We start from the raw sequence: 25832 nt of genomic DNA on the forward strand, positions 1-25832 counted from the left end.
TGGGGATCGTTGCGTGCGCCCAGGCGTATCCCGATACTGTCAGAAGACTTGTACTGAAATATTTTGTGTATAACGTTATAGGCCAATTAATGTAGCCAAAAAACTTACGCAAGATGATTTTCTTGTATAGGTTTGCGCGCCATCAATCAAGGTGTTCCAGCAACCGCCGTGCAGCTTCCTGGCCACTGAGCCAAGCGCCCTCGACGCGGCCAGACAGGCACCAGTCGCCGCAGGCATACAACCCCTGGTCGGCGTCAGCCAGGGCGCCCCACTCGTGGTTGCTCGCCGGGCGCGCATACAGCCAGCGGTGCGCCAGGGCGAAGTTCGGCGCAGGGACCACGCAGCCGACCAATTCGGCGAACTCTCCCCACAGCTGTTCGATGACATCTTCCTTGGGCAGGTCGAGGTGATGCTTGCTCCAGCCCGAGGTGGCGTGCAGTACCCAGGTGTCGAGCTGTTCGTCGCGCCCGGGCTTGCTGCGGTTGCGGGCCAGCCAGTCGAGCGGGTTGTCCTGCACGAAGCAGCCTTGCATGGGGGTGTCGAGGGCGGTCTGGAAGGCCAGGGCCACGGCCCAGGTCGGTTCCATCTGCACCCCGGCGGCGACGGCGGCGAGCTTGGGCGTGCTGGCCAGCAAAGGGGTGGCCTGCGGCGCGGGCACGGCGATCACCACGCGGCTGAACGGGCCATGGCTGCAGCCCTCGGTGTCCTGCAGGTGCCAGTACTGCTTGCCGCGAAAGACTTCGGCGATGCGGCAGCCGAAATTCACCGTGACGTCCTTGAGCAGCCCACGGGTGATGGCGCTCATGCGGGGCACGCCAACCCAGCGCGTCTGTTCGTCGGGCGAAGGCGTCAGCTCGCCGTCGCGGTAGTTGTACAGCTGGGGTTTCCACTGTTCGGCCCAGCCGGCGGCGACCCATTGCTGGACCTGCTCGACGAAGCGCCGGTCGCGCGCGGTGAAATACTGGGCACCCAAGTCCAGCGCACCGGCCTCGCTACGCTTGCTGGCCATGCGTCCGCCGCTGCCATGGCCCTTGTCGAACAGGTGGACGGTCTGCCCGGCCTTTTGCAGGGCCTGTGCGGCGGAAAGACCGGCGATCCCGGCTCCGATGATGGCGATAGGTACTGTCATGATGGCCTCTTCGAACCTTGCTGGAAGCAGACTACGCTGTCAGGCAAACCTGTACAATGCACCACTTTTGTATAAGGTTATTCCGCTCGATAGGACAGGTTGGCCTATGTTTATCCGAGAGCGTTCGGTCAAAAAAGTGCCTTGTTCTTAAAAATAGACCACGGCCGCAGACTGCGAGGATACAGCCATGCATATATTGCTGACCGGCGGTACTGGCTTGATCGGCCAGCATCTCTGCCAGTTCTGGCGCGGCCAGGGCCATCGCCTGACCGTGTGGAGCCGACGTCCGGAGCAGGTGCCCAAGCTGTGTGGTACAGGTGTGCGCGGCATCGCCCAACTGGAGGAACTGGCGCCGGACGACGCCGTGGACGCGGTGATCAATCTCGCCGGCGCGCCTATCGCCGATCGGCCCTGGACCGCGGCGCGGCGAACGTTGCTCTGGGCCAGCCGTATCACCCTCACCGAGCGCCTGGTGGCCTGGTTGGAAAGCCGCGAACAACGCCCCGAGGTGCTGATCTCCGGCTCAGCCGTTGGCTGGTACGGCGACGGTGGCGAGCGTGAGCTGACCGAGGCGTCGCCGCCGGTGAAGGAGGATTTCGCCAGCCAGTTGTGCATTGCCTGGGAAGAAACCGCGCAACGTGCGCAAGCGCTCGGTATCCGCGTGGTGCTGGTGCGTACCGGGCTGGTACTGGCCAGCGATGGCGGCTTTTTGTCGCGCCTGCGCCTGCCGTTCAAGCTGGGGCTGGGCGGGCCCTTGGGTGACGGTCGGCAGTGGATGCCGTGGGTCCATATAGAAGACCAGGTCGCCCTGATTGATTTTCTCTTGCAGCACAAGGACGCCAGCGGTCCTTATAATGCCTGCGCACCAGAACCTGTGCGCAACCGCGAATTCGCCAAGCGCCTGGGGCGGGCCTTGCACCGGCCGGCCTTCCTGCCGGTGCCGGCGCCGTTGCTCAAGGCCGGCCTGGGCGAGCTGTCGACCCTGTTGCTCGGCGGCCAGCGCGCCCGCCCGGTGCGCTTGCTGGCGGCGGGCTTCACGTTCCGCTTCAACGATCTGCAATCGGCCCTGGGCAACCTGTCCAGTCGCCTCTGACATAGGACGCTGCATGACCGATCACGCCCTGCTGCTGGTCAACCTGGGTTCACCGGCCTCCACTTCTGTGGCCGACGTACGCCGTTACCTCAACCAGTTCCTCATGGACCCCTACGTGATCGACCTGCCCTGGCCTGTGCGGCGTCTGCTGGTGTCGCTGATCCTGGTCAAGCGCCCGGAGCAGTCGGCCCATGCCTATGCCTCGATCTGGTGGGACGAGGGTTCGCCCCTGGTGGTGTTGACCCGGCGCCTGCAAGCGGCCATGGCCGAGCATTGGCCCCACGGCCCGGTGGAGATCGCCATGCGCTATGGCGAGCCGGCCCTGCCCGAGGTGCTCGAGCGCTTGGCGGCCCAGGGTGTGCGCAAGGTGACCCTGGCGCCGCTCTATCCACAATTCGCCGACAGCACCGTGACCACGGTGGTGGAGCTTGCGAAAAAGACCATTGCCGAGCGCCAGCTGTCGTTGCAGATGCGCGTGCTGCAGCCGTTCTATGACCAGCCCAGCTATATCGACGCCCTGGCGACCAGCGCCAGGCCTTACCTGGAGCAGGGTTACGATCACCTGCTGCTGAGTTTCCACGGCTTGCCCGAGCGCCACCTGAAGAAGCTCGACCCGACCGGCAAGCATGACTTCCAGGCGCCCGATTGCTGCAAGGACGCCAGCGCCGAGATGCGTGCGGTGTGCTATCGCGGGCAGTGCCTGGCCACTGCCAAGGCGTTCGCGGCGAAGATGGGGATCCCCGATGGCAAGTGGTCGGTGTCGTTCCAGTCGCGCCTGGGCCGCGCCAAGTGGATCGAGCCCTATACCGAGGCGCGCCTGGACGAGTTGGGCAAGGCTGGGGTGAAGAAGTTGCTGGTGATGTGCCCGGCTTTCGTTGCCGATTGCATCGAGACGCTGGAGGAGATTGGCCTGCGTGGTAGCGAGCAGTTCGTCGAGGCGGGGGGGGAGGAGTTGGTGCTGGTGCCTTGCCTGAACGATCACCCGGAATGGGCGAGGGTGTTGGCGGGGATGTGCGAGGCTGCCTGAGTTCCAGGCTGCCGATCCTAGACTTTTACCACCGCCATTGGGGCCGCGATGCGGCCCCAGCATTGCCTGCCCTGGCGATCAGGGCAACTGATCGTCCAGCTTCTTGTGCTTCCAGCCGTCGTTGCCCGGCAGGATCAGGTTCAGGGCAATCGCCACCACGGCGCACAGGGCGATGCCTTTCAGGCCCCAGTCGTCCGGGCCGTCGCCGCTGCCGATCAGCACGCCGCCGATACCGAACACCAGGGTGACCGAAACGATCACCAGGTTGCGCGCTTCGGCCAGGTCGATCTTGTGGCGGATCATGGTGTTCATGCCCACCGCGGCGATCGAGCCGAACAGCAGGCAGAGGATACCGCCCATCACCGGTACCGGAATGCTCTGCAACAAGGCGCCGAACTTGCCGATGAACGCCAGGGCGATGGCGAAGATCGCCGCCCAGGTCATGATCTTCGGGTTGTAGTTCTTGGTCAGCATCACCGCGCCGGTCACTTCGGCATAGGTGGTGTTGGGCGGCCCGCCGAACAGGCCGGCTGCGGTGGTGGCCAGGCCATCGCCGAACAGGGTGCGGTGCAGGCCAGGCTTTTTCAGGTAGTCGCGGCCGGTCACGCTGCCTACCGCGATCACCCCGCCGATGTGCTCGATCGCCGGGGCCAGGGCCACCGGGACGATGAACAGGATCGCCTGCCAGTTGAATTCCGGGGCGGTGAACTTCGGCAGCTCCAGCCAGGGCGCGGCGGCGATCCTGGCGGTATCGACCACCCCGAAGGCGAACGACAGGGCAAAACCCACCAGCACACCAGCGATGATCGGCACCAGGCGGAAGATGCCCTTGCCGAACACGGCGACGATCAGCGTGGTCAGCAGCGCCGGCATGGAAATCAGCATGGCGGTCTGGTATGGCACCAGTACGCTGCCATCACCGGCCTTGCCCATGGCCATGTTGGCAGCGATCGGCGCCATGGCCAGGCCAATGGAGATGATCACCGGGCCGATCACCACCGGCGGCAGCATGCGGTCGATGAAGCCGGTGCCTTTGATCTTCACCATCAGGCCCATGAAGGTGTAGACGAAACCGGCCGCCATCACGCCGCCCATGGTGGCGGCTAGGCCGAACTGCCCCTTGGCGAGGATGATCGGGGTGATGAAGGCAAAGCTCGAGGCCAGGAACACCGGGACCTGGCGGCCAGTGACCAGTTGGAACAGCAGGGTGCCGAGGCCGGCGGTGAACAGCGCCACGTTGGGGTCCAGGCCGGTGATCAGCGGCATCAGCACCAGCGCGCCGAATGCCACGAAGAGCATCTGCGCGCCCGAGACGACCTGGCGCCAGAGCGGGTCGTTGAAGCCGTCCTGCATGGTCAGGCGTCCTTCTGCTTGGTGCCGAAGATCTTGTCGCCGGCATCGCCCAGGCCGGGGATGATGTAGCCATCGTCGTTCAGGCGCTGGTCGATCGATGCGGTGTAGATCCGCACGTCCGGGTGGGCCTTTTCGACGGCCTCGATGCCTTCCGGCGCAGCCACCAGGACCATGGCGCGAATGTCGCGGCAACCGGCCTTCTTCAACAGGTCGATGGTGGCGACCATGGAGCCGCCGGTGGCCAGCATCGGGTCGATGATCAGCGCCAGGCGCTGGTCGATTTCCGGGGCGAGCTTTTCCAGGTAGGTGTGGGCTTCGAGGGTTTCTTCGTTGCGTGCGACACCCACGGCGCTGACCTTGGCGCCGGGGATCAGGCTGAGCACGCCGTCGAGCATGCCGATGCCGGCGCGCAGGATGGGCACGACGGTGATCTTCTTGCCGGCGATCTTCTCGACCTGCACCTTGCCGCACCAGCCGTCGATTGCGTAGGTTTCCAGCGGCAGGTCCTGGGTAGCTTCGTAGGTCAGGAGGGCGCCGACTTCCTGGGCGAGTTCGCGGAAATTCTTGGTGCTGATGTCGGCACGGCGCATCAGGCCGAGCTTGTGGCGGATCAGCGGATGGCGGATCTCACGAGTAGGCATGGGGGAGGGCTCCGGGAGGCGGGCAAAAAAACCGCGCTAGATTAATCTATTCAGCCTTGGCTGTCGTGCAGTCATTCAGCACGTTAGTCCATAAATGCTTGATCTGTGCCGAGCGGATGCGTACCTTTGCCCGCTTTTCCGATTCCGAGCCCCTGGAGAGCGCCATGTCCGCCGATCTCGAGCATATCCGCCAAGTCATGCACGAGGCTGACTGCCTGTACAACGAAGCCGAGGTCGAGGCGGCCATCGCCAAGGTCGGCAAGCAGATCTGCCAGGATCTGCACGACAAGAACCCGGTGGTCTTCTGCGTGATGAACGGCGGGCTGATCTTCGCCGGCAAGCTGCTGACCCACCTGCAGTTCCCGCTGGAGGCCTCCTACCTGCACGCCTCGCGCTACCGCAACCAGACCAGCGGCGGCGAGCTGTTCTGGAAAGCCAAGCCGGAGATCTCGTTCATCGATCGCGACGTGCTGATCGTCGACGACATCCTCGACGAAGGCCATACCCTCAGCGCCATCATCGATTTCTGCAAGCACGCCGGCGCGCGCTCGGTGCACACCGCCGTGCTGATCGACAAGGAGCACGACCGCAAGGCCAGCCCGGACCTCAAGGCCAACTATGTGGGCCTGCCCTGCATCGATCGCTACATCTTCGGCTACGGCATGGACTACAAAGGTTACTGGCGCAACGCCAACGGCATCTTCGCGGTCAAGGGCCTGTAGGCTGCACGGGCCTGCCTCTGAGGGGTTCGAGCGGGGGGGGGGGGCGGGCCGCGATAGCCAACAGGGCATGCTAGAGTGCCTCCTCATGCCAAGGAGCCTCACATGCGTGCGATTTTCCCCCTCTTGCTGGCGGTGAGCCTGCCGCTGTCCGCTGCACCGTTGCACAGCCAGTTCCTCCCGCCTGACGACCTGTCCCTGCGCCAGGAAGCGCCGACAGCCCAGCAGCTGCTGCAGGTCACCGACTATTCGGTGGTGGCCGGCATCCAGCGCCAGTCCGACCAGCAACCGATTCCGATCACCTCCTCGCTGCTGCTACGCCTCAAAGGCAAGCCGCTGAGCAAGGGCGCGACCATCGCCCAGGTGCTGGTCAACTTCGACGGCGAAGGCGGCAAGAGCCTGAAGAAGCCGGTCTACGATCCGAAGAAGCGGACCCTGACCCTGAACTACCCCCTTGCCGATTACCGGGTGATCATGGACCTTTTGCGCAACGAGACGTTGTACGTGCAGTTCCTCAGCTACCCCAACGGCCATGTCTGGGCCGACCTGCATACCGGTACCGTACGTACGCGTTGAGGCACGTGGGCCGTGGGGGGTACACTGCCGGCCTTCGAAATGTCCGTGATGGTCCAGTTGGGAGTCGGCGATGCGTAAAGACAAGAAACAGGTGATTGGTGACGAGATCAGCGACGAGTACGTCAAGACGTTCCTGCGGTTCGAGCCGGCCGACGGGGTGACCTCGCCGTCGCTGCACAAGCTGGTCAAGGCCTACCGTGGCCTGCGTGTCGATGACTTCGAGCGGTTCGTGGGTTTCTTCGTCGAGGCCGGCCTGGACTTGGACGGCAAGGACGAGCACGGCAAGACCTTCGTCGAGCTGATCGCCGACCAGCGTAACGCTGCCGAGTACATCGCGATCATCGACAACGCCCGCGGTTGATGTAGCCAGCATTCAGCAGGGCGGCTTTGCAGCCCCGGATGTGACTGAACGCCGGACCGCCAGGCATGAAAAAACGCCCCGAGGGGCGTTTTTTCATGGGCCGGTATCAGGCGTAGTGCTGGGCCGGGCTGCTCTCGACCAGTTCCAGTACTTCGTCGTTGTAGGCGCTGATCTTGCGGTACAGGGCTGCGTCGGTGGCGAGCACCTTCTCGCGGGCTGGGAAGATTTCCTTGAGCTTGGCGGCCCAGGCGCCCTTGGCCTGCTCGGGGAAGCAGCGCTCGATCAGCTCGAGCATGATCGATACGGTCACCGAGGCGCCCGGCGAGGCACCGAGCAGGGCGGCCAGGCTGCCGTCCTGGGCCGAGACCAGCTCGGTGCCGAACTGCAGGATGCCGCCTTTCTTCGGATCCTTCTTGATGATCTGCACGCGCTGGCCGGCCACTTCCAAGCGCCAGTCCTCGGCCTTGGCCTCGGGGTAGAAGCGGCGCAAGGCTTCCAGGCGCTGCTCCATCGACTGCATCACTTCGCTGACCAGGTACTTGGTCAGGTCCATGTTGTCGCGGGCCACGGCCAGCATCGGGCCGATGTTGCCCATGCGCACCGACAGCGGCAGGTCGAGCAGCGAGCCGTGCTTGAGGAACTTGGTGGTGAAGCCGGCATACGGGCCGAACAGCAGCGACTTCTTGCCGTCCACCACGCGGGTGTCCAGGTGTGGTACCGACATGGGGGGCGCACCGACCGCAGCCTGGCTGTAGACCTTGGCCTGGTGCAGCTTGACGATCTCGGGGTTGTCGCAGCGCAGCCACTGGCCGCTGACCGGGAAGCCGCCAAAGCCCTTGCTCTCCGGGATGCCGGACATCTGCAGCAGCGGCAGGGCCGCGCCACCGGCGCCGAGGAACACGAAGCGGGCGTCGACCTCACGGCTGCCGCCGCTGTTGACGTCCTTGATGCTGACGGTCCAGCCGCTGCCGTTACGGCGCAGGCCGACGACCTTCTTGCTGTACTTGACCTGGGTCTCGGGGCTGTCGCCCAGCAGTTTGAGCAGCTTGTTGGTCAGGGCGCCGAAGTTGACGTCGGTGCCCTTGAGCACGCGGGTGGCGGCGATGTGCTGGTCGGCCGGGCGGCCCGGCATCATCAGCGGCATCCACTCGTTCATCACGGCCTTGTCTTCGGTGTATTCCATCTCGGCGAAGGCGTGGTGCTGCTTGAGCAGTTCGAAGCGCTTCTTGAGGAAGGCGACACCCTTGTCACCCTCGACATAGCTCAGGTGCGGCACCGGGTTGATGAAGCCGCGCGGCGAGCCGAAGCTGCCTTTCTTGCTCAGGTAGGCCCAGAACTGGCGGGACACCTCGAACTGGGTATTGATGTGCACGGCCTTCTTGATGTCGATGCTGCCATCGGCGGCCTGGGGCGTATAGTTCAGCTCGCACAGGCCGGCGTGGCCGGTCCCGGCGTTGTTCCAGGGGTTGGAACTTTCCGCGGCACCGGAGTCCATCGCCTCGACGACCTCCAGCTTGAGCGTCGGGTCGAGTTCCTTGAGCAGTACGGCCAGGGTGGCACTCATGATGCCCGCGCCTACCAGTACCACATCAACCGATTCGTTCTGCGCCATTAACGCGTCTCCACAATCTACAGCACCTAATTGACAGCATAGGATTCCTGGGGTCGCCAGGATCGCCATGTCCGACTCTTCGCAGTTCTTGCAACTTCCGCGGACACCGCCAACCGGTCTTGGGGTTCGCCTATTGAACGCCCGGAACTGCCGGTGCGGCAATTCGACTTATGGTCAAGGTATCCGTCGTGCGTGATGGACCGGTTTCAGATACCCATCCAGGATGAGCACTGTTGCCGTCTGTTCGGAGCTGTTCGGGACGTATCTTGCGCTTTTGCACATGCCAGACTGTTCATTTGCTCGCCACACTCTTGTGAAGTTGTGAAAAACCCGTTTTTTCACGCTCTTTTGGAGACGTGAACCTCAAAAGGGACTGCGCGATGGCAACCCACAGGTTCATGCAAAGCGGAAGGCCGGGAAACAGCAGGCACGACAGCCGATGCAAGACCTGAGTGGAAGGCTCTCTGTGGGCGAAGCGGTAAAGGTGCCGGGGTCAAGCGGCGGGTGCGGGGCCCGATCAGGAGACGTCCTTATAATCGGGGGGAGATTATAACGAGGTCGCGGGCAGAAAGGTCGTTCTTCGTGGCTTTTTATTGCGGCATTTGTCAGGCCGGCAGGGTGCGTCGCTGCCAGCGATGGCTTGCGCGGGCGCAAACCCGGGCGTTGGCCGGCAGCGACTGGCCCAGCCAGACCAGCCGGGCTTCGCTGACCTGCACCCAGCCGCTGCCGAGCGGTGGCTGGCTGCACTGCTTGAAGGCCAGGCACTTGCCCTCGGCGTCGAGGCGCGCATAGGTGTTGTGGCGTGGGCGATGGAAAAGCAGGGTCCAGAGCGAGGCCATGGCGGGCGTCCTGTCAGGTCGGGTCTGGGGCAAGGATAGGGCTGGGGTATGAAACCCTTGTGACAGCGGCGGGGTGCGCCTTTTGGCGTGCCTGCTTTTTCTTGCCGCTTATCGCTTGCCGCCCGCCGCTGGGTATACTGTGGGCCTTTGCCGCATTTTCTGGAGAAACGCGCATGTTGCAACGTCTGTTGTTCGGTTTGATCGCGGTGGCCAGCCTCAGCCTGGTCGGTTGTGCCCACAGCCCGCAACAACTCAGCCCGCAACCCAAGCTCACCGCCCAGCTCAACCCGGTCGGCCATGGCCAGCCGGTGGTGGTCAAGGTGGTCGACGGGCGTGCCTCCCAGGCCCTGGGGACCCGCGGTGGCATGTATCCGGAGACCAGCACCATCAGCGTCAATGGCAACGACATCGTACCCAAGCTGCAGGCCCAGGCCGAGGCGGCGGTGCGCCTGCTCGGCTTCACCCCGACGCCGAACGCCTACAACGCCCCGCAGTTGACCGTGACCCTGGCCGAGCTGAAGTACCAGTCGCCCAAGGACAACCTGTACGTGACCGAGGCCACCATCGGCGCCACCTTCCGCGCCGATGTGTCCAACGCCAACCGTCGCTACAGCGGCCGCTACGGCGCGACCCTGGACCAGCGCTTCGGCATGGCGCCGAATCAGGAGACCAACACCAAGCTGGTGAGCGACGTGCTCAGCGATGCCCTGACTCGCCTGTTCAAGGACCCGACCATCGGCCAGGTGCTCGGCGAATAAACCTTTCGTCCCTCGTTATGAAAAAGCCCGCTGTCCGGATGGCTGGACAGCGGGCTTTTTCATGTAGGGTGCGTCAGGCGGCTTCGGTGTAGAAATCCAGCAGGCTGATGCCGGTCTGCACGTCGATTTCCGGGAGGTCCTGGTGGGCGTGGCCGCCGAGGGCGCAGTAGACCAGCCACTGGCGATCCTGGACATTGATGGCGAAGCCGTCGATCAGTGCCTGCTGTTCTTCGCTCTGGGCGACGAGGTAGAGGCGGTCCTGGTTTTCGGCGTGCAGCATGACAAGCTCCGGTGAGGGGAAAAGGCCGACAGGGTGGCTTGCCTGGATGACGAGCGTGTTACAGACAAAATTTAGTGACAGTTGGTCGCAAAAAACGGGCGCGCTAGTCGGGCTTGGGTAGAATGCCGGCTTTCGCTGTCGTTATTCCGAGGTTGCGTGATGTCCTTGCAAATGCTCTGGGGGTTCCTGGCCGCCCATCCGACCAAGCTGATCAACCTGCTGGCGCTGTTGATGACCTGCCCTGGCGGATTGCTGCTGCACAGTGCCCGTCGCCGCGAGATCGTGAGCCGTGAGAGCCTGGCCGCCGACGAAGGCGTGGTCGATGCCTTCGACCAGCGCGTGCCACGCTACTACTACATCCTCGGCTTTTCCTGCCTGGCCATGGCGTTGCTGTTGTCCTGGTTCAGCACCTGGGTCTGAGGGCGCGAGTAGGCGCTCCCTGGGCAAACGTAACGCCTTTGATTTAGCGGGAAACCTGCGGGGGCGGGGGCCGGTTAAGAATCTCACCCGCCATTTGGGGCCGTTTCAAGCCCCATCGCCGGCAAGCCGGCTCCCACAGGGGCCCTGCAAGCCGCATCATGTGGGGTCCACTTGCATGCTGTGGGAGCACCGTGTCAAGCCACAGGGCTCTGCAACCTGACCTGGTACTGGTTGCGCACCGGCGTCGCATACTGCTGGATCAGGTAGGGCCGGTGCTCCACCGGGCAGGCATCCAGGCGGCGCTGCCATTCTTCCTTGGCCCGGGCCAGCTCCTCGGCGGGGAACAGCTTCTGCGCCGTCGGCACCTGCAGTGCAGGGTCCGCTGCATCCCACATCCCATAGGCCAGGTAGTGCACCGGGAACAACCGGTAGCCGCCGAGGATCTGCCGGTCGATTTCCTGGGCCAGTTGCTTGGTGTCCTCGTAATACTCGGTCACCGGCGGCGCGAAGTTGATGTGCACCCGCCCCTTGTAGCCGGTGATGCCCAGGGCGATGCTGTTGTCGTCCTCGCCAGGCGCCTTGGTGTAGCCGCCGGTGGTGGCGCGGATGTACAGCTCGCGGGCCTTGGCCAGGTCGCACGGGTCGTATTCGTAGCTGATCGACACCGGGATCAGGTTCAGGCCCTGGATCACCGCGCCGAACGGCTCGTCCTTGCGGCTCATGTGGAACATCTTGAGGATCGCCGAATCGGTACGGTCGTCGCCGTCCTTGGCCCGGCCTTCGGCCTGGGCGATCCAGATCGACACGCAGTCGTTGCGGATCGAGTGATTGATGTAGGCCGACAGCAATTGGTAGGCCGCCAGCTTTTCCCGGCGACCGCTCAGCGAGCGGTGGACGATGAAGCTCTTGTTCAGCCGCATCATGTCGCTGACGAAGGGCTTTTGCAGCAGGTTGTCGCCGATGGCGATGCGTGGCGTCGGCAGGCCGGCGTGATACACCGCGTAGTTGACGAAGGCCGGGTCCATCACGATGTCGCGATGGTTGGCCAGGAACAGGTAGGCCTCGCCCGACTTGAGCTGCTCGACGCCCGAGTAGGTGACGCCGTCGGTGGCGCGTTCGATGGTCTGGTCGACGTAGTACTCGACTTTGTCCTGCAGGGTCGAAACGCATTCGACGCCCGCGAATTCCTTGCGCAGGCGGCGGGCGATCAGCGGTTTGAGCAGCCAGCCGAAGGCGCCCGCCATGCGCGGGAAGCGGAAGTGGGTGAGGATATCGAGGAATGCCGGGTCGCTGAGCAGGCGTGCCAGAACGGCAGGGACCTCAGCGTCGTCGTACGGTCGGATGGCATCGAATTCGCCCATCATGCTCTCTTGTTGGAAACGGCTAGGGTAGTAAGGTAGGGACGGGTCCGAAAAAACGGCTCGGACACACACAGGCCCTGTAAACAGACCGGCAATTATACGCACAAGTCACCGCGGAGGCCGCGATGCTGGAAACCGACTTCTATCGTTGCCCGTATTGCGGCGAATCGGTGGAGACCACCGTCGACCTTTCCGGCGGGGACCAGGTCTATACCGAGGACTGCCAGGTCTGTTGCCAGCCCATCGTGTTCATTCTGCAGGTGCATGGTGACGAATGGATGCTCGAGGTCAGACGCGAGGACGATGCCTGATGCGACGGATCTACGAACCGGAAAGCCTGATGGAGGCCGAACTGCTGCTGGGCATGCTCGTCAGCGAGGGGGTCGATGCGCACCTGGTGGGCCGCGACCTGGTCGGTGCTGCCGGCGAGTTGCCGATGCACGGGTTGCTGGGCCTGGCGGTGGCGGACGAGCAGGCCGGCTACGCACGGCAGCTGATCGATGCGTACAATGCCGCCCAGCCACTTGCCGGCGACGAACCGGAGAGTTTCCCCGGAATCCTGATTTGCTAGGTTTTTATCGCCATGTGTGGACGCTACGCCTTGTTTCGCTGGTCTGCGGCCTTTGCCGCCTTGCCGGGGTATCCCACCGACCAGCGGGCGCAATGGAACATCGCCCCGGGCGGCTCGGTGCTGATCCAGCGCCTGGTCGACGGCCAGTTGCAACTGGCGCGGGCGCGCTGGGGGCTGACCCCGGCCTGGCTCACCGACCTTTCCCGCACGCCTGCCCAGGCCCGCGCCGAGACCCTCGTCGAGCAGCCGATGTTCCGTGAGGCGTTTCGCCGGCGCCGCTGCCTGATGCCGGCCAATGGTTTCTACGAATGGCGTGGCAACGTGCGCAAACGGCCGTACTGGTTGACGCCGGGGGAGGGTTCGTCACTGTTCTTCGCTGCGCTGTGGGAGGCCTACCCGGTGCAGGAGCAGGTGTGGCTGAGCTGCGCGGTGGTGACCCAGGCGGCGATGAACCAGCGTCGGCCGTTGATCCTGGATGAAGCGGGGCAGGCGGCCTGGCTCGACCCCGACACGCCATTGCCGCGCCTGCACGAGCTGCTGGCCAGCCCGCCGGCCGCCCTGCGCGAGCGGGCGCTGGCGCCTTTCGTCAATGATCCGAAGCTCGATGCGCCGGAGTGCCTGACCCCGGCCTGATGCCGTCGTGAGAACGCATGGGGCTGGCGAGAAATCTTCCCTGCGGCTCTGGCGGGGGCTGGCGTCTCGGCCTAGGATACGCCGCATGTACAGAGGGAGTGTTTCCATGCGTAGATCGTTTGTTGTCAGCATGCTGGGCGCCAGCATCCTGCTGGCGGGCTGCCAGGCGGTGAACACCACCAGCGGTGGTGCGGTGGGTGTTGAGCGCAAGCAGTACATGTTCAGCATGCTCTCGACCGATGAGGTCAACCAGATGTATGCCCAGTCGTACCAGCAGACCCTCAGCGAGGCGTCGAGCAAGGGCGTGCTGGACGAGACCAGTGCCAAGGCCAAGCGCGTCCAGGCCATCGCCGACCGCCTGATCGCCCAGGCACCGAAATTCCGCCCGGATGCCGCGCAGTGGAAGTGGGAGGTCAACCTGATCCAGAGCGACGAGCTCAATGCCAACTGTGGCCCCGGTGGCAAAATCATCTTCTATACCGGCCTGATCGATAAGCTCCAGCTCACCGATGCCGAGATCGCTGCGGTCATGGGCCACGAGATCGCCCACGCCCTGCGCGAGCATGGCCGTGAGGCGATGTCCAAGGCCTATGGCGTGGAAATGGCCCGCCAGGGTGCCGGTGCATTGTTCGGCCTGGGCCAGGACAGCATGGCCCTGGCCGACACCGTGGTGAACTACGCCATGACCTTGCCCAACAGCCGCGCGAACGAGAACGAAGCCGACCTGATCGGCCTGGAGCTGGCGGCCCGCGCCGGCTATGACCCGAATGCCGCGATCACCCTGTGGGACAAGATGAGCAAGGCTTCGGAGGGCGCGCCGCCCGAGTTCATGAGCACCCACCCGGCGTCCAGCAGCCGCATTGCCGCACTGCAGGCGGCCATTCCCAAGGTGATGCCGCTGTACCAGGCCGCCCGGAAATAAGCTGCAAGCGGTCAGCCAATCCAGCCACTGGCCCGCATCGCCGAATATACCGCCACTGCGGCGAGGACGAAGAACGCTGTGGCGGCCAGGCGGCGGATCAGGGTCAGTGGCAGTTTCTCGGCGGCGAAGTTGCCCGCCAGCACCACCGGCACGTTGGCGATCAGCATGCCCACGGTGGTGCCGATGATGACCATGATCAGATGAGGGTACTGGGCCGCCAGCATGACCGTGGCGACCTGGGTCTTGTCGCCGATCTCGGCCAGGAAGAAGGCGATCAGCGTGGTGACGAACGGCCCGAAGCGACGCGCGGCGCTATTCTCGTCATCGTCCATCTTGTCTGGAACCAGGGTCCACAGCGCGGTGGCGGCAAAACTGGCGGCGAGTATCCAGTGCAGCACGGTCTCGCTGAAGAAGCCGCTGACCCAGGCGCCCACGGCACCTGCGGCGGCATGGTTGGCCAGGGTGGCGGCGACGATGCCGGCAATGATCGGCCAAGGCTTGCGAAAGCGGGCGGCGAGAATGAGCGCGAGCAACTGCGTCTTGTCACCGATCTCGGCGAGGGCGACGATCGCGGTGGGGACGAGCAGGGATTCCAACATCAGGGTTCCTACGGGGGCGGGCCGACACGGCTATGACACGTACAGCCTCCCCGCCCCGGGTAAGGTGTGCGTGTCATAGGTCTTGTCAAACCCCTTGAGCCGTCTGTGCGGCGATCGGGTCGCACGCGCCATGGCCTGTGGGCCAAGTGTGTTGACGCGTGCCGGGCGAGCGGGGGCTCGCGGGAGACTACTCCCCTAGGACGGTGCGGATTCTGCCTAGGAGAATCCTTTTCGGCAAGCCTTGTTTTTATCCACGTGTTGCCTGGTAGATGCGAAAACCGTCTGCCTCGGCGCGTACCCGGCAATTGCCCAGGGCCCCTTCGATGAGCGGCTGGTAGCGCAGGAAGCTGTTGGCTACCAGGCGCATTTCGCCGCCTTTTTCCAGGTGTTCGCTGGATTTTCTCAGGAGATCTTCCGATGCCTGGTAATCGGTATGGACACCGGTATGGAAGGGCGGATTGCTCAGGATCAGGGCCAGCCCCTTGGGCGCGGCATCGATGCCGTCACCACTGATCACTTCGCCCTCCAGACCGTTGGCCGCCAAGGTCAGGCGGCTGCTGGCCACGGCGAAGGCATCCACGTCGAGCAGGGTCACGTGGCTCTGCGGGTAGCGGCGTTTGACCGTGGCGCCCAGCACGCCGGCGCCGCAGCCGAAGTCCAGTACATGGCCGACCGGCAGCGCGTCCAGGTGCTGGAGCAGCAGGGCAGTGCCACGATCCAGCCGGCCATGGCTGAACACGCCGGGCAGGCTGACTACCTGCAACGGGCCGTCCTCCAGGGCCAGTTCGAAACGTTCGGCCAGGCTCTCCAGCGGCAGGGCCTGTGGCACCTCTTCCACGGTCACCTGCCAGAGCTGGCAGTGCCGGGCGCTGTCGAGCTTGCGGGGCTTGCCGAAGGCTCGCAATTGCTTGGCCGCGCCTTCGATGCCGCCGCGTTTCTCGCCCACCACGTACAGCTCGCGCCCCGCCAAGCGAGCCGCCAGGGCGTTGAGCAGGTAGGCCGTCAGTTCGCGGGACTTGGGCAGGAACAGCACGGCGGCCTCGAAGGGCACGTCCGGCACCGTCACCCCATAATGGCTGCGGCCGGCGAAACGGCCATCGAGCAAGGCCTGGTCTCCGGCATGCCAGGCCCAGCCGTTGGCCTGCGGCAACTGGCCGAGCAGGTCGTCGGCGGGCAGCCCGGCGAGCAGCAGCGGGCCCTGGAACAGTTCGGCCTGGCGAAGCAACACTTCACTGCGCGGGTCCATGGACGACGTCTCCTGAAAAAATGGCGCAGTGTACCAGAGCCTCCTGGGCGTCAGCCGACCACTCGCCGTGGTTGGCCGGCGAAGAAGGCCTGGGCGTTCTCGCTCAGCTGGCCGACGATGCGCTGGCGTGACTCCACCGCGCCCCAGGCGCTGTGCGGGGTCACGATCAGGCGTGGTACGTCCGGTTCGAGCAACGGGTTGCCATTGGTTGGCGGCTCGACGCTCAGCACATCGGTGGCAGCGCCGCCCAGGTGACCGCTGCGCAGGGCATCGGCCAGCGCCTGCTCGTCGATCAGGCCGCCACGGGCGGTGTTGACCACCAGGGCGCCGGGCTTGAGCAGGGCCAGTTCGCGGACGCCGATCATATGCCGGGTGTGTTCGTTGAGTGGACAGTGCAGGGTCAGGGCGTCGACCTGGGGAAGCAGCTCGTCCAGGGGCAGGCGCTCTGCGCGGGCCGGGCGCCCGGGGATCTGCCCGCTGAGCACGCGCATGCCGAAGGCCTCGGCCAGCCGCGCCACGGCACCGCCCAGTTCGCCGTGCCCGAGCAGGCCAAGGGTCTTGCCTTGCAGCTCGACGATGGGGAAGTCCAGCAGGCAGAACTGGCTGGCCGTCGCCCAGCGTCCCTCGGCCACGGCCTGGTTGTAGTCGCACAGGCGGGTCGCCAGGGCCAGCAGCAGGGCCAGGGTGTGCTGTGCCACCGATGGCGTGCCGTAGCCCTGGCAGTTGCACACCGTGATGCCTTGGGCGCGTGCGGCCTGCAGGTCGACATTGTTGGTGCCGGTGGCCGCGATCAGGATCAGTTTCAGCTGCGGGTTGGCCGCCAGGGCAGAGGCGTCGAGCATCACCTTGTTGCTGATCACCGCCGTGGCGCCTTGCAGGCGTTCGGCGACCTGCTCCGATGTGGTCGCGGCGTGCAATTGCAGGCTGTCGAACTGTTGTGCCAGGGGCGAGAGGTCGAGGTCGCCGAGGTCCAGGGATTGATGGTCGAGAAAGACGGCGTGGCGCGGGCTGGGCATCCGGGGGCTCCGAGGGCTGGGGTCATGGGGCGATGCTGATGCCCCAACCTGAAGCCGGGCTCTCGAAGTGTCAAGTCGGCCACTCATACCTTGGGCGGCGCAAATCATTCCTTCGGCTGATTTGACCGACGCGTCACCGATCTAGAGTAACCCCCTGACTTGTCCGGCCCGCATTGCAGAAAAGGGATCCCCATGTTGCAGACGCGTATCATCGAGCCCGCCGAGGGCGCCTACACCTTCCCGTTGCTGATCAAGCGCCTGCTGATGTCTGGCAGCCGCTACGAGAAGACTCGCGAGATCGTCTACCGCGACCAGTTGCGCCTGACCTACCCACAACTGGTCGAGCGGGTCGCCCGCCTGGCCAACGTGCTGACCGAGGCCGGGGTCAAGGCCGGTGACACGGTGGCTGTGATGGACTGGGACAGCCACCGCTACCTGGAGTGCATGTTCGCCATCCCGATGATCGGTGCGGTGGTGCACACCATCAATGTGCGCCTGTCGCCGGAGCAGATCCTCTACACCATGAACCACGCTGAAGACCGTCTCGTGCTGGTCAACAGCGATTTCGTCGGCCTCTACCAGGCCATCGCCGGGCAGTTGACCACGGTGGAAAAGACCCTGCTGCTGACCGATGGCCAGGACAAGACCGCCGACCTGCCTGACCTGGTCGGCGAATACGAGCAACTGCTCGCCGCCGCCAGCCCACACCATGACTTCCCCGACTTCGACGAGAACTCGGTGGCCACCACCTTCTACACCACGGGCACCACCGGCAACCCCAAGGGCGTGTTCTTCACCCATCGCCAACTGGTGCTGCACACCCTGGCCGAGGCCTCGGTGACCGGCAGCATCGACAGCGTGCGCCTGCTTGGCAGCAACGATGTGTACATGCCCATCACGCCGATGTTCCATGTGCATGCCTGGGGCATTCCCTATGCCGCGACCATGCTCGGCATGAAGCAGGTCTACCCGGGGCGCTACGAGCCGGACATGCTGGTCAAGCTGTGGCGCGAGGAGAAGGTGACCTTCTCCCACTGCGTACCGACCATCCTGCAGATGCTGCTCAACTGCCCATCGGCCCAGGGCCAGGACTTCGCCGGCTGGAAGATCATCATCGGCGGCAGTGCGCTCAACCGTGCGTTGTACGAAGCGGCCCTGGCCCGTGGCATCCAACTGACTGCGGCGTACGGCATGTCCGAGACCTGCCCGCTGATTTCCTGCGCGCACCTGAACGACGAACTGCAGGCCGGTAGCGAGGACGAGCGCATCTCCTACCGGATCAAGGCCGGTGTGCCGGTGCCGCTGGTGGAAGCGGCGATCGTCGACGAACAGGGCAACTTCCTCCCCGCCGATGGCGAGACCCAGGGCGAACTGGTACTGCGCGCGCCCTGGCTGTCGATGGGCTACTTCAAGGAGCCGCAGAAAAGCGAGGAGCTGTGGCAGGGTGGCTGGCTGCATACCGGTGACGTCGCCACCCTCGACGGCATGGGCTACATCGATATCCGCGATCGCATCAAGGATGTGATCAAGACCGGTGGCGAGTGGATCTCGTCCCTCGACCTGGAAGACCTGATCAGCCGTCATCCGGCCGTGCGTGAAGTGGCGGTGGTCGGGGTCGCCGACCCGCAATGGGGCGAGCGGCCATTCGCCTTGCTGGTGGTGCGCGAGGGGCAGAGCATCGACGCGCGCAGCCTCAAGGATCATCTCAAGCCTTTCGTCGAGCAAGGTCACATCAACAAGTGGGCGATTCCCAGCCAGATCGCCGTTGTTACTGAAATTCCCAAGACCAGTGTCGGCAAGCTCGACAAGAAGCGTATCCGCGTGGATATCAGCCAGTGGCAGGCCAGTAACAGCGCCTTCCTGTCGACCCTGTAACACCTGCGCGGGGCGCGACCGTCCAGGCGCGTCCCGCATTCCAGAGCGGCTGCGGCCTTGTCAAACGGCAAATATGCGCCATGCTTCTTTCCTGTCGGCAGGCAGGCGCCTGCGGGGTGGGCGCTGGCAGGGTGCGCAAATCACACTTTAGAGGGATCAAGCGCCTGTGCCTGCTGGCTATAGTCGGGGTCAGGGGATTTTCAGGAATGGGGAGGGCGAGGCGCACAAGCCGCTTCGCCGCGGGCGCAAGCCTGCTGCACCGGTCTCGGGGCCGTTTCTGAAAAGGACTCACTGCCATAACAAAAAAAGTACATGGAGTAGCGTCGATGACATCTGCAAACCAGTTCTGGCGCCGGGCGAAGCTGCCCTTGGCCGTCAGCCTCGCTTCCACGCTCGCAAGTCCCGCATTCGGTGTCAGCTTCAACATCGGGGAAATCGAAGGCCAGTTCGATTCGTCGCTCTCCGTCGGGGCCAGTTGGTCGACAGCCAAGCCGAACAAGAACCTCATCGGGGTCAACAACGGTGGCCGGGGCCTTTCGCAGACTTCCGACGACGGCCACCTGAACTTCAAGCGCGGTGAAACCTTCTCGAAGATCTTCAAGGGTATCCACGACCTCGAACTCAAGTACGGCGACACCGGGGTGTTCGTCCGCGGCAAGTACTGGTACGACTTCGAGCTCAAGGACGAAAATCGCCCGTTCAAGGACATCAGCGACTCCAACCGCAAGGAAGGCGCCAAGTCTTCCGGTGCCGAGCTGCTCGATGCCTTCATCTACCACAACTACAGCCTCGGCGACCTGCCGGGCACGGTGCGCCTGGGCAAGCAGGTGGTCAGCTGGGGGGAGAGTACCTTCATCGGCAGCGGCATCAACGCCGTCAACCCGATCGACGTCTCGGCGTTCCGCCGGCCCGGTGCCGAGATCAAGGAAGGCCTGATCCCGGTCAACATGTTCTACCTGTCCCAGAGCGTCTCCGACAACCTGTCGTTCGAGGGCTTCTACCAACTGGAATGGGACCAGACCGTCGTCGATAACTGCGGCACCTTCTTCTCCCAGCCGGATGTGATCGCCGATGGTTGCGACAACAACCTGGCGGTACTGGCCACCCAGTCCACGCTGGCCGGCAGGCTCGGCCCGCTGGCCGCTCCGGTGGGGGCCACGCTGGCGGGGCAGGGCGTGAACTGGGGCTCGCCCGACGAAGGGGTGATCGTGCGCCGTGGGCCCGACCGCGATGCACGGGACAGCGGCCAGTTCGGCGTGGCCCTGCGCTACATGTACGAGCCGTTGAACACCGAGTTCGGCGGTTACTTCATGAACTACCACAGCCGTGCGCCGATCTTCAGTGGCCGCGGCGCCGATGCCCAGTACTACGACCCGAACAGGCTGGGCGCCGCCTTGATCGGTGCGGGCGTGCCTGCTGGTGCGCTGGGTGCGCTACTGCCTTCGCTGATGCCGCTGGTGGTCGCGGGCAATTCCAGCTACTACGTGGAATACCCGGAAGATATCCGCCTCTACGGTCTGAGCTTCTCCACCACGCTGCCCAGCGGCACGGCGTGGAGCGGTGAAATCAGCTATCGCCCGAACGCACCGGTGCAGTTGAACACGACCGATATCCTCTATTCGGGCCTGACGCCGCTCGACCCTGACGCTTCGGTGTTGCAGGGTAGGCCGGGCACGGACCAGCCGGGCTATCGCCGTAAGGAAATCACCCAGCTGCAAACCACCTTCACGCACTTCTTCGACCAGGTGATGGGCGCCGAGCGCCTGACCATGGTGGGTGAAATCGGCTGGACCCACGTCGGTGGCCTGGAAAGCACGTCCAAGGCTCGCTACGGGCGTGATCCGGTCTACGGCCCAGGGCCGCTGCCCAATGGCCGTTGCCAGTCGTTGAACGCCAGCACCGTGGGCACCGGGCCGCAGAACAACGTGTCGCGCTACTGCGAGAACGACGGCTACACCACCAGCGATTCCTGGGGTTACCGCGTTCGGGCCATCTGGGACTACAACAACGTCTTCGCCGGCGTGAACCTGCGCCCGAGCGTGGCCTGGTCCCATGACGTCGATGGCTACTCGCCGGGCCCGGGCGGCAACTTCGAGGAAGGGCGCAAGGCGATCAGCCTGGGCCTGGATGCCGAGTACCAGCAGACCTACACGGCCAGCCTGTCATACACCAACTTCTTCGATGGCAAGTACACCACCGTGGATGATCGCGATTTCATCGCCCTCAGCTTCGGCGTGAACTTCTAAGAACACTGATCCAGGACGACACAGAATGAACAAGACCAGAAGTCTGCTGCAAGCCGGTGTGCTGGGCCTGTCCCTGCTGGCGACCAGCGTCATGGCTGCGGTTTCCGCCGACGAGGCGGCCAAGTTGGGCACCACCCTGACCCCGATGGGGGCGGAGAAGGCGGGCAATGCCGATGGTTCCATCGGCCCGTGGGAGCCGTTGTCCAAGACCGCGGGCAGCGCCGATGCCAAGGGGTTCCTGTCTGACCCATACGCCAGCGACAAGCCGCTGTTCACCATCACCGCGCAGAACGTCGACCAGTACAAGGACAAGCTGTCCCCAGGCCAGGTGGCGATGTTCAAGCGCTATCCGCAGACCTACAAGATCCCGGTGTACAAGACCCATCGCGGCTCGACGGTGCCCGATGAAGTCTTCGCCGCCATCAAGGAGAACGCCACCAAGACCACCCTGGTCGAGGGCGGCAACGGCCTGAACAACTTCCGTACCGCCATCCCGTTCCCGATTCCCAAGAGCGGCATCGAGGTGATCTGGAACCACATCACCCGCTACCGGGGCGGCAGCGTGACCCGCCTGGTGACCCAGGCCACGCCGCAGCAGAATGGCTCCTATAGCCTGGTGTACTTCCAGGACCAGTTCGTCTTCCGCGACCGGATGAAGGACTACGACCCGAACAACCCAGGCAACGTGCTGTTCTACTTCAAGCAGAAGGTGACGGCGCCGGCGCGCCTGGCCGGGACCGTGCTGCTCGTCCACGAGACCCTGGACCAGGTCAAGGAGCCTCGCAAGGCGTGGATCTACAACGCCGGCCAGCGCCGCGTGCGCCAGGCGCCGCAGGTGTCCTACGACGGGCCAGGTACCGCCGCCGACGGCCTGCGGACGTCCGACAACCTGGACATGTACAACGGCGCACCGGACCGCTACGACTGGAAGCTGGAAGGCAAGAAGGAGATGTACATCGCCTCCAACAGCTACAAGCTCGACGATCCGAAGCTCAAGTATGCCGACATCCTCAAACCGGGCCACATCAACCAGGACCTGTCTCGCTACGAGCTGCGCCGTGTGTGGCATGTGGTCGCCACCCTCAAGCCGGGGCAGCGGCACATCTATGCCAAGCGTGACTTCTACATCGACGAGGACACCTGGCAGGCCGCGGTGATCGACCAGTACGACGGGCGCGGGCAGCTGTGGCGCGTGTCCGAGGCCCATGCGCAGGACTACTACAACGTGCAGGTGCCGTGGTACACCCTGGAAGCCATCTACGACCTGCAATCGGGGCGCTACCTGGCGCTGGGCATGAAGAACGAAGAGAAGCGTGCCTACGACTTCGGCTTCAGTGCCAGCAAGAGCGACTTCCAGCCAGCTGCGCTGCGCCAGGAGGGGGTGCGTTGAGGCGGGTGTGATGAACCTTGTGTGATCTCCCGAAAACGCCCCGGCTTGCCGGTAATGCTGTTCACTTAAGCCATTGGGGCCGCCTTGCGGCCCTTCGCGGGCAAGCCCGCTCCCACAAGTACGCTGCAAACCTCAAGGAATGCACGATCCTGTGGGAGCGGGCTCGCCCGCGAAGGGCTGCAAGGCAGCCCCAATCGATGTCACATCAGACTTAAGTGAACAGCATTACGGCTTGCCGGGGCGTTTTCGTCATGTGCCTTGGTCGGCTATGGGACGCGAAGCAGTTCCTATCCCAAAGAACTGTAAGCACTGTTTCTTTTTGTCGTAGTCTTTTTCAGCGCAAACCCACCCCATCATCTTCAAATGCGCTGCGTTACCCGCTAGTCTCGCAACCATCCATACCGCCGAAATTCTTCCAATCAGAACGAGCCGGCCATGACAGATCTGTCCCGTACGCATGGATTCGCCAGTCAGGCCATGGGCCTGCTGGACGGGCGTTTCTTCCGGCCGCCCCTGCCTGATGGCCATGTGCCCAGGGCGCGGTTGTGCCAACGGCTCCAGTCCGGCCTGAGTGGCCGTCTGCTGCTGGTCAACGCCCCGGCGGGTTTCGGTAAGAGTTCGCTGGCCATCGAGTTCTGCCAGGCGTTGCCTGGCCACTGGCGCAGCCTCTGGCTCGGCCTGAGCCAACGCGATGCCGACCCCGGCCGTTTCCTCGAGCGCCTGCTCGAAGGCCTGCAGCAGTTCTGTCCGGCCCTGGGTGGCCAGGCCATGGGCTTGCTGAAGATGCGCCAACGCCACCAGCCGTTCGCCTTCGAGGAGTGGCTCGATGGCCTGCTCGACGAGCTCGCCCTCTACCTGCAAGCCGATACCCCCCTCTTGCTGGTGCTGGATGACTATCACCTGGCCCAGGGGCCGGTCCTCGACCGCTGCCTGCAGTTCTTCCTCAATCACCTGCCAGGCGGGCTGGTCCTGCTGGTCACCAGCCGCCAGCGGCCGGACTGGCACCTGGCGCGGTTGCGCCTGTCGCGTCAACTGGTGGAGCTGAACGAACAGGACCTGCGCCTGACCCCCGAGGAGGCCCTGGCCGTGATCGGCCGCCAGCCCACCGGCCTGCGTGGGCAAGCGCTGGACAACCTGATCCAGCGCAGCGACGGCTGGGTCGCCGGGCTGCGTTTCTGGCAACTGGCGGCCAGCGAGTCCGGCGACGACAATGCCTTGCCCCAGGCCCTGCACGGCGGTGAAGGGCTGATCCGTGACTACCTGCTCGAGGAAGTCATCGAGATCCTGCCCACGGATGTGCAGGCCTTTCTCTACGACACGGCCTGCCAGGAGCGCTTCTGCGCCGAGCTGTGCGACGCCCTGCGCGAGCGCCAGGACAGCGCCAGCATCCTGCGTTACCTGCAGGCCCACCAAGTGTTCCTGGTGCCGCTGGACGAGCATGGCCACTGGTTCCGCTACCATCACCTGTTCTCCGACCTGCTGCGCAGCCGGCAGGCCAGCGAACCCCTGGCGGCCTTGCACCTGCGCGCCTGCCGCTGGTTCCAGGTGCAGGGGCTGCTCGACGAGGCGGTGGAGCAGGCATTGCGCGCCGGCCACCTGGATGTGGCGGCCGATCTGGTGCAGAGCCTGTCGGAGGAGCAACTGCTGGCCGAGCAGAATGTCGGCATGCTGCTGCGCTGGAAGATGGACCTGCCCGACAGCCTGCTGATCAGCACCCCTCGATTGATCGTCCTGTACAGCTGGGCACTGGGGTTGGCCTGCCAACTGGACGCGGCCGAGGAGCTGGCGGCCTACCTCAGCCGCTTCCTGCCAGCCCCGTCGGCCACTGCACAGAAATCCATGCTCGCCCAGTGGCTGGCTCTGAGCGGGGTCATCGCCCGTGGCCGTGGCGATCGCCAGCGGACCCTGGCCTATTGCGGCGAGGCGCTGCAGAGCCTGCCATACAAGCGCTATGGGCAACGCCTGGTGTGCCTGTCGACGCTGTCCAACCTGGCGATCGCCGATGCCGACTTCTGGCGGGCGCGGGGCTGGAACCGCGAGGCCCTGGAGCTCGCCCAGCGGGTCGGCAACCCGCTGTTCGAAGCCCTGGCCCACTATGACCGGGCGCGGGTCCTGCATGCCCGGGGCGAGGTATTGCGTGCCCTGGACGAGGTACGCCAAGGGCTGCAACGCTTGCAGGGGCTGTCGGCGCAGCGCCTGTATGCGGTACGCGCCAGGCTCACCCTGTACGAGGGCTACCTGCTGGTGGCGCGGCTGCAACCGGCCCAGGGCCGCGCACGGCTACGCGCCGGGCTCAGCGAGGCACGTGCCTGTCGCGACATCAGCGTGTTGATCGGCCATTGCGTGATCGCCTCGCTCGATGGGCGTGAAGGCCGTTTCGCCGAAGCCTTCGCCGAGCTGGCCGAGGCCGAGCGGTTGATGCATATCTGGGACGTGCCGCCGATCTTCTACCTGGCCATGATCACCCTGGTGAAATGCGAGCTGTGGCTGGCCCAGGGGCGTACGGATCTTGCCGAGTCCTGGCTGTTGCGCCTGGGCCAGACCTACGGCGGCGAGCAGCCTGCGGCCGCACCGGAGTTCCACCCCCTGCTGCCGTTGCACATCGAGTTGCAGCAGGCCCTGCTGGAGCGTGTCCTGGGGCGTCCGGACGCGGCCGCCGAACGCCTGCAGGCGCTGGTCGAGCGTGGCCTGGCCAGTGGCGGGATGATGCTGGCGGTCAGTGCCTTGTGCCAGTGGACCGCCCTGTCGCTGGGCGAGGGGCGCGAGCAAGAAGCCGCCAGCGTGCTGCCCAGGGCACTGGAGGCGGCCCAGGGCGGCGCGTTGCAGCCGTTCCAGCGCTTGATCGAAGACCATCCCCACTGGTTGCGCGAACAACTGGCCGCGCGCCCGGCCTGCCTGGTCCAGGCTGAGCTGCTGGCGCGCCTGCCGCGGCCCCAGGCCAGCGACGCGGCCGAGGCCCTGAGCGGCCGGGAGCTGGCCGTGCTGGAACTGATTGCCCAAGGATGCTCGAACCAGCAGATCAGCGAGCGCCTGTTCATTTCCTTGCACACCGTCAAGACCCACGCCAGCCACATCAACAGCAAGCTCGGTGTAGAGCGGCGAACCCAAGCGGTGGCCAAGGCCAAGTCCCTGGGCCTGTTGGCCTAGCTCCCGGAGCGTGGGGGC

Annotated in this window: 25 protein-coding genes and 1 riboswitch; of the genes, 15 read left to right on the forward strand and 10 right to left on the reverse strand. The window is 64.8% G+C overall.

The window, feature by feature from the left end; all coding sequences use genetic code 11:
* Positions 1-142 precede the first annotated feature (142 nt).
* On the reverse strand, positions 143-1129 hold the full coding sequence (locus ACDI39_RS21740) for an NAD(P)/FAD-dependent oxidoreductase (protein WP_225788516.1): 987 nt from the start codon (positions 1127-1129) through the stop codon (positions 143-145).
* A 187-nt stretch (positions 1130-1316) separates the two neighbouring features.
* On the opposite strand from ACDI39_RS21740, the gene ACDI39_RS21745 reads away from it, so the two are divergent.
* Both ACDI39_RS21745 and hemH read left to right on the forward strand, forming a co-directional pair.
* Positions 1317-2222, forward strand: a complete 906-nt coding sequence (locus ACDI39_RS21745) for a TIGR01777 family oxidoreductase (RefSeq protein ID WP_253081216.1) — start codon at positions 1317-1319, stop codon at positions 2220-2222.
* 13 nt (positions 2223-2235) lie between these two features.
* Positions 2236-3249: a ferrochelatase gene (gene hemH, locus ACDI39_RS21750; RefSeq protein WP_486537037.1), complete on the forward strand. Its 1014-nt coding sequence runs from the start codon at positions 2236-2238 to the stop codon at positions 3247-3249.
* Between the two features lie 78 nt (positions 3250-3327).
* Here hemH and ACDI39_RS21755 read toward each other — a convergent pair whose 3' ends face one another.
* Together ACDI39_RS21755 and upp are read right to left on the reverse strand one after the other, a co-directional pair.
* The gene (locus ACDI39_RS21755) at positions 3328-4602 is read right to left on the reverse strand and encodes a uracil-xanthine permease family protein (RefSeq protein WP_368816789.1); all 1275 of its coding nucleotides are present in this window, start codon (positions 4600-4602) and stop codon (positions 3328-3330) included.
* Between the two features lie 2 nt (positions 4603-4604).
* Entirely contained in the window at positions 4605-5243 is a 639-nt protein-coding gene (gene upp, locus ACDI39_RS21760; protein ID WP_225788520.1) for a uracil phosphoribosyltransferase, read from the reverse strand.
* Positions 5244-5407: 164 nt separating this feature from the next.
* Between upp and ACDI39_RS21765 the strand changes: the two genes are divergently transcribed.
* From ACDI39_RS21765 to ACDI39_RS21775, 3 genes are all read left to right on the forward strand, one after another.
* Positions 5408-5965, forward strand: a complete 558-nt coding sequence (locus ACDI39_RS21765; RefSeq protein WP_225788521.1) for a hypoxanthine-guanine phosphoribosyltransferase — start codon at positions 5408-5410, stop codon at positions 5963-5965.
* Positions 5966-6067: 102 nt separating this feature from the next.
* Positions 6068-6538, forward strand: a complete 471-nt coding sequence (locus tag ACDI39_RS21770; RefSeq protein WP_225788522.1) for a hypothetical protein — start codon at positions 6068-6070, stop codon at positions 6536-6538.
* A gap of 70 nt (positions 6539-6608) precedes the next feature.
* Complete coding sequence (locus tag ACDI39_RS21775) at positions 6609-6899, forward strand: PA4642 family protein (RefSeq protein WP_225788523.1); 291 nt, start codon at positions 6609-6611, stop codon at positions 6897-6899.
* 106 nt (positions 6900-7005) lie between these two features.
* Here ACDI39_RS21775 and mqo read toward each other — a convergent pair whose 3' ends face one another.
* Complete coding sequence (mqo, locus tag ACDI39_RS21780; protein ID WP_225788524.1) at positions 7006-8511, reverse strand: malate dehydrogenase (quinone); 1506 nt, start codon at positions 8509-8511, stop codon at positions 7006-7008.
* A 605-nt stretch (positions 8512-9116) separates the two neighbouring features.
* Positions 9117-9350, reverse strand: coding sequence for a hypothetical protein (locus ACDI39_RS21785; RefSeq protein ID WP_225788525.1), 234 nt, complete (start codon positions 9348-9350; stop codon positions 9117-9119).
* A 173-nt stretch (positions 9351-9523) separates the two neighbouring features.
* On the opposite strand from ACDI39_RS21785, the gene ACDI39_RS21790 reads away from it, so the two are divergent.
* Entirely contained in the window at positions 9524-10108 is a 585-nt protein-coding gene (locus tag ACDI39_RS21790; RefSeq protein ID WP_225788526.1) for a YajG family lipoprotein, read from the forward strand.
* A 73-nt stretch (positions 10109-10181) separates the two neighbouring features.
* On the opposite strand, the gene ACDI39_RS21795 is transcribed toward ACDI39_RS21790, so the two are convergent.
* Positions 10182-10388, reverse strand: a complete 207-nt coding sequence (locus tag ACDI39_RS21795; RefSeq protein WP_225788527.1) for a hypothetical protein — start codon at positions 10386-10388, stop codon at positions 10182-10184.
* Positions 10389-10547: 159 nt separating this feature from the next.
* On the opposite strand from ACDI39_RS21795, the gene ACDI39_RS21800 reads away from it, so the two are divergent.
* A complete protein-coding gene (locus ACDI39_RS21800) occupies positions 10548-10808 on the forward strand; it encodes a hypothetical protein (protein ID WP_225788528.1) in 261 nt (86 codons plus the stop codon).
* A gap of 194 nt (positions 10809-11002) precedes the next feature.
* On the opposite strand, the gene ACDI39_RS21805 is transcribed toward ACDI39_RS21800, so the two are convergent.
* Positions 11003-12172, reverse strand: a complete 1170-nt coding sequence (locus ACDI39_RS21805; RefSeq protein WP_225788529.1) for a 1-acyl-sn-glycerol-3-phosphate acyltransferase — start codon at positions 12170-12172, stop codon at positions 11003-11005.
* 122 nt (positions 12173-12294) lie between these two features.
* Here ACDI39_RS21805 and ACDI39_RS21810 point away from each other — a divergent pair, with 122 nt between their 5' ends.
* From ACDI39_RS21810 to ACDI39_RS21825, 4 genes are all read left to right on the forward strand, one after another.
* Positions 12295-12480 (forward strand): CPXCG motif-containing cysteine-rich protein, encoded by a 186-nt coding sequence (locus tag ACDI39_RS21810; protein WP_225788530.1) that lies wholly within the window; start codon positions 12295-12297, stop codon positions 12478-12480.
* Positions 12480-12740, forward strand: a complete 261-nt coding sequence (locus tag ACDI39_RS21815) for a putative signal transducing protein (protein ID WP_225788531.1) — start codon at positions 12480-12482, stop codon at positions 12738-12740. The genes ACDI39_RS21810 and ACDI39_RS21815 overlap by 1 nt, the downstream gene beginning before the upstream one ends.
* 12 nt (positions 12741-12752) lie before the next feature.
* Positions 12753-13373, forward strand: a complete 621-nt coding sequence (locus ACDI39_RS21820) for an SOS response-associated peptidase (protein ID WP_225788532.1) — start codon at positions 12753-12755, stop codon at positions 13371-13373.
* 106 nt (positions 13374-13479) lie between these two features.
* The gene (locus ACDI39_RS21825) at positions 13480-14295 is read left to right on the forward strand and encodes a M48 family metallopeptidase (protein WP_253081210.1); all 816 of its coding nucleotides are present in this window, start codon (positions 13480-13482) and stop codon (positions 14293-14295) included.
* An 11-nt stretch (positions 14296-14306) separates the two neighbouring features.
* Here the strand turns inward: ACDI39_RS21825 and ACDI39_RS21830 are convergent, their stop codons facing one another.
* From ACDI39_RS21830 to ACDI39_RS21840, 3 genes are all read right to left on the reverse strand, one after another.
* Positions 14307-14891, reverse strand: coding sequence for a TMEM165/GDT1 family protein (locus ACDI39_RS21830; RefSeq protein ID WP_225788661.1), 585 nt, complete (start codon positions 14889-14891; stop codon positions 14307-14309).
* 90 nt (positions 14892-14981) lie between these two features.
* A riboswitch (yybP-ykoY riboswitch) is annotated at positions 14982-15102 on the reverse strand.
* A 39-nt stretch (positions 15103-15141) separates the two neighbouring features.
* Entirely contained in the window at positions 15142-16140 is a 999-nt protein-coding gene (locus tag ACDI39_RS21835) for a methyltransferase (RefSeq protein WP_253081209.1), read from the reverse strand.
* Between the two features lie 50 nt (positions 16141-16190).
* The gene (locus tag ACDI39_RS21840) at positions 16191-17156 is read right to left on the reverse strand and encodes a 2-hydroxyacid dehydrogenase (RefSeq protein WP_225788535.1); all 966 of its coding nucleotides are present in this window, start codon (positions 17154-17156) and stop codon (positions 16191-16193) included.
* A 192-nt stretch (positions 17157-17348) separates the two neighbouring features.
* Here ACDI39_RS21840 and ACDI39_RS21845 point away from each other — a divergent pair, with 192 nt between their 5' ends.
* From ACDI39_RS21845 to ACDI39_RS21860, 4 genes are all read left to right on the forward strand, one after another.
* Positions 17349-19031: a fatty acid--CoA ligase gene (locus ACDI39_RS21845; protein ID WP_253081208.1), complete on the forward strand. Its 1683-nt coding sequence runs from the start codon at positions 17349-17351 to the stop codon at positions 19029-19031.
* Positions 19032-19357: 326 nt separating this feature from the next.
* Positions 19358-21277: a DUF1302 domain-containing protein gene (locus tag ACDI39_RS21850; RefSeq protein WP_225788537.1), complete on the forward strand. Its 1920-nt coding sequence runs from the start codon at positions 19358-19360 to the stop codon at positions 21275-21277.
* Between the two features lie 25 nt (positions 21278-21302).
* On the forward strand, positions 21303-22667 hold the full coding sequence (locus ACDI39_RS21855; protein WP_225788538.1) for a DUF1329 domain-containing protein: 1365 nt from the start codon (positions 21303-21305) through the stop codon (positions 22665-22667).
* 435 nt (positions 22668-23102) lie between these two features.
* Complete coding sequence (locus ACDI39_RS21860) at positions 23103-25814, forward strand: winged helix-turn-helix domain-containing protein (protein WP_253090563.1); 2712 nt, start codon at positions 23103-23105, stop codon at positions 25812-25814.
* The last annotated feature ends 18 nt before the right edge of the window (positions 25815-25832 follow it).

It is taken from the genome of Pseudomonas sp. Tun-23181 (genome assembly GCF_057415455.1).

Coding starts and splice junctions, on each gene's coding strand:
- ACDI39_RS21755 (WP_368816789.1), bottom strand. CDS start 4,602: ATGCAGGACGGCTTCAACGACCCGCTCTGGCGCCAGGTCGTCTCGGGC.
- ACDI39_RS21860 (WP_253090563.1), top strand. CDS start 23,103: ATGACAGATCTGTCCCGTACGCATGGATTCGCCAGTCAGGCCATGGGC.
- hemH (WP_486537037.1), top strand. CDS start 2,236: ATGACCGATCACGCCCTGCTGCTGGTCAACCTGGGTTCACCGGCCTCC.
- ACDI39_RS21840 (WP_225788535.1), bottom strand. CDS start 17,156: ATGCCCAGCCCGCGCCACGCCGTCTTTCTCGACCATCAATCCCTGGAC.
- ACDI39_RS21855 (WP_225788538.1), top strand. CDS start 21,303: ATGAACAAGACCAGAAGTCTGCTGCAAGCCGGTGTGCTGGGCCTGTCC.
- ACDI39_RS21795 (WP_225788527.1), bottom strand. CDS start 10,388: ATGCTGCACGCCGAAAACCAGGACCGCCTCTACCTCGTCGCCCAGAGC.
- ACDI39_RS21765 (WP_225788521.1), top strand. CDS start 5,408: ATGTCCGCCGATCTCGAGCATATCCGCCAAGTCATGCACGAGGCTGAC.
- ACDI39_RS21745 (WP_253081216.1), top strand. CDS start 1,317: ATGCATATATTGCTGACCGGCGGTACTGGCTTGATCGGCCAGCATCTC.
- ACDI39_RS21815 (WP_225788531.1), top strand. CDS start 12,480: ATGCGACGGATCTACGAACCGGAAAGCCTGATGGAGGCCGAACTGCTG.
- ACDI39_RS21810 (WP_225788530.1), top strand. CDS start 12,295: ATGCTGGAAACCGACTTCTATCGTTGCCCGTATTGCGGCGAATCGGTG.
- upp (WP_225788520.1), bottom strand. CDS start 5,243: ATGCCTACTCGTGAGATCCGCCATCCGCTGATCCGCCACAAGCTCGGC.
- ACDI39_RS21850 (WP_225788537.1), top strand. CDS start 19,358: ATGACATCTGCAAACCAGTTCTGGCGCCGGGCGAAGCTGCCCTTGGCC.
- ACDI39_RS21820 (WP_225788532.1), top strand. CDS start 12,753: ATGTGTGGACGCTACGCCTTGTTTCGCTGGTCTGCGGCCTTTGCCGCC.
- mqo (WP_225788524.1), bottom strand. CDS start 8,511: ATGGCGCAGAACGAATCGGTTGATGTGGTACTGGTAGGCGCGGGCATC.
- ACDI39_RS21800 (WP_225788528.1), top strand. CDS start 10,548: ATGTCCTTGCAAATGCTCTGGGGGTTCCTGGCCGCCCATCCGACCAAG.
- ACDI39_RS21825 (WP_253081210.1), top strand. CDS start 13,480: ATGCGTAGATCGTTTGTTGTCAGCATGCTGGGCGCCAGCATCCTGCTG.
- ACDI39_RS21805 (WP_225788529.1), bottom strand. CDS start 12,172: ATGATGGGCGAATTCGATGCCATCCGACCGTACGACGACGCTGAGGTC.
- ACDI39_RS21775 (WP_225788523.1), top strand. CDS start 6,609: ATGCGTAAAGACAAGAAACAGGTGATTGGTGACGAGATCAGCGACGAG.
- ACDI39_RS21790 (WP_225788526.1), top strand. CDS start 9,524: ATGTTGCAACGTCTGTTGTTCGGTTTGATCGCGGTGGCCAGCCTCAGC.
- ACDI39_RS21770 (WP_225788522.1), top strand. CDS start 6,068: ATGCGTGCGATTTTCCCCCTCTTGCTGGCGGTGAGCCTGCCGCTGTCC.
- ACDI39_RS21740 (WP_225788516.1), bottom strand. CDS start 1,129: ATGACAGTACCTATCGCCATCATCGGAGCCGGGATCGCCGGTCTTTCC.
- ACDI39_RS21835 (WP_253081209.1), bottom strand. CDS start 16,140: ATGGACCCGCGCAGTGAAGTGTTGCTTCGCCAGGCCGAACTGTTCCAG.
- ACDI39_RS21845 (WP_253081208.1), top strand. CDS start 17,349: ATGTTGCAGACGCGTATCATCGAGCCCGCCGAGGGCGCCTACACCTTC.
- ACDI39_RS21785 (WP_225788525.1), bottom strand. CDS start 9,350: ATGGCCTCGCTCTGGACCCTGCTTTTCCATCGCCCACGCCACAACACC.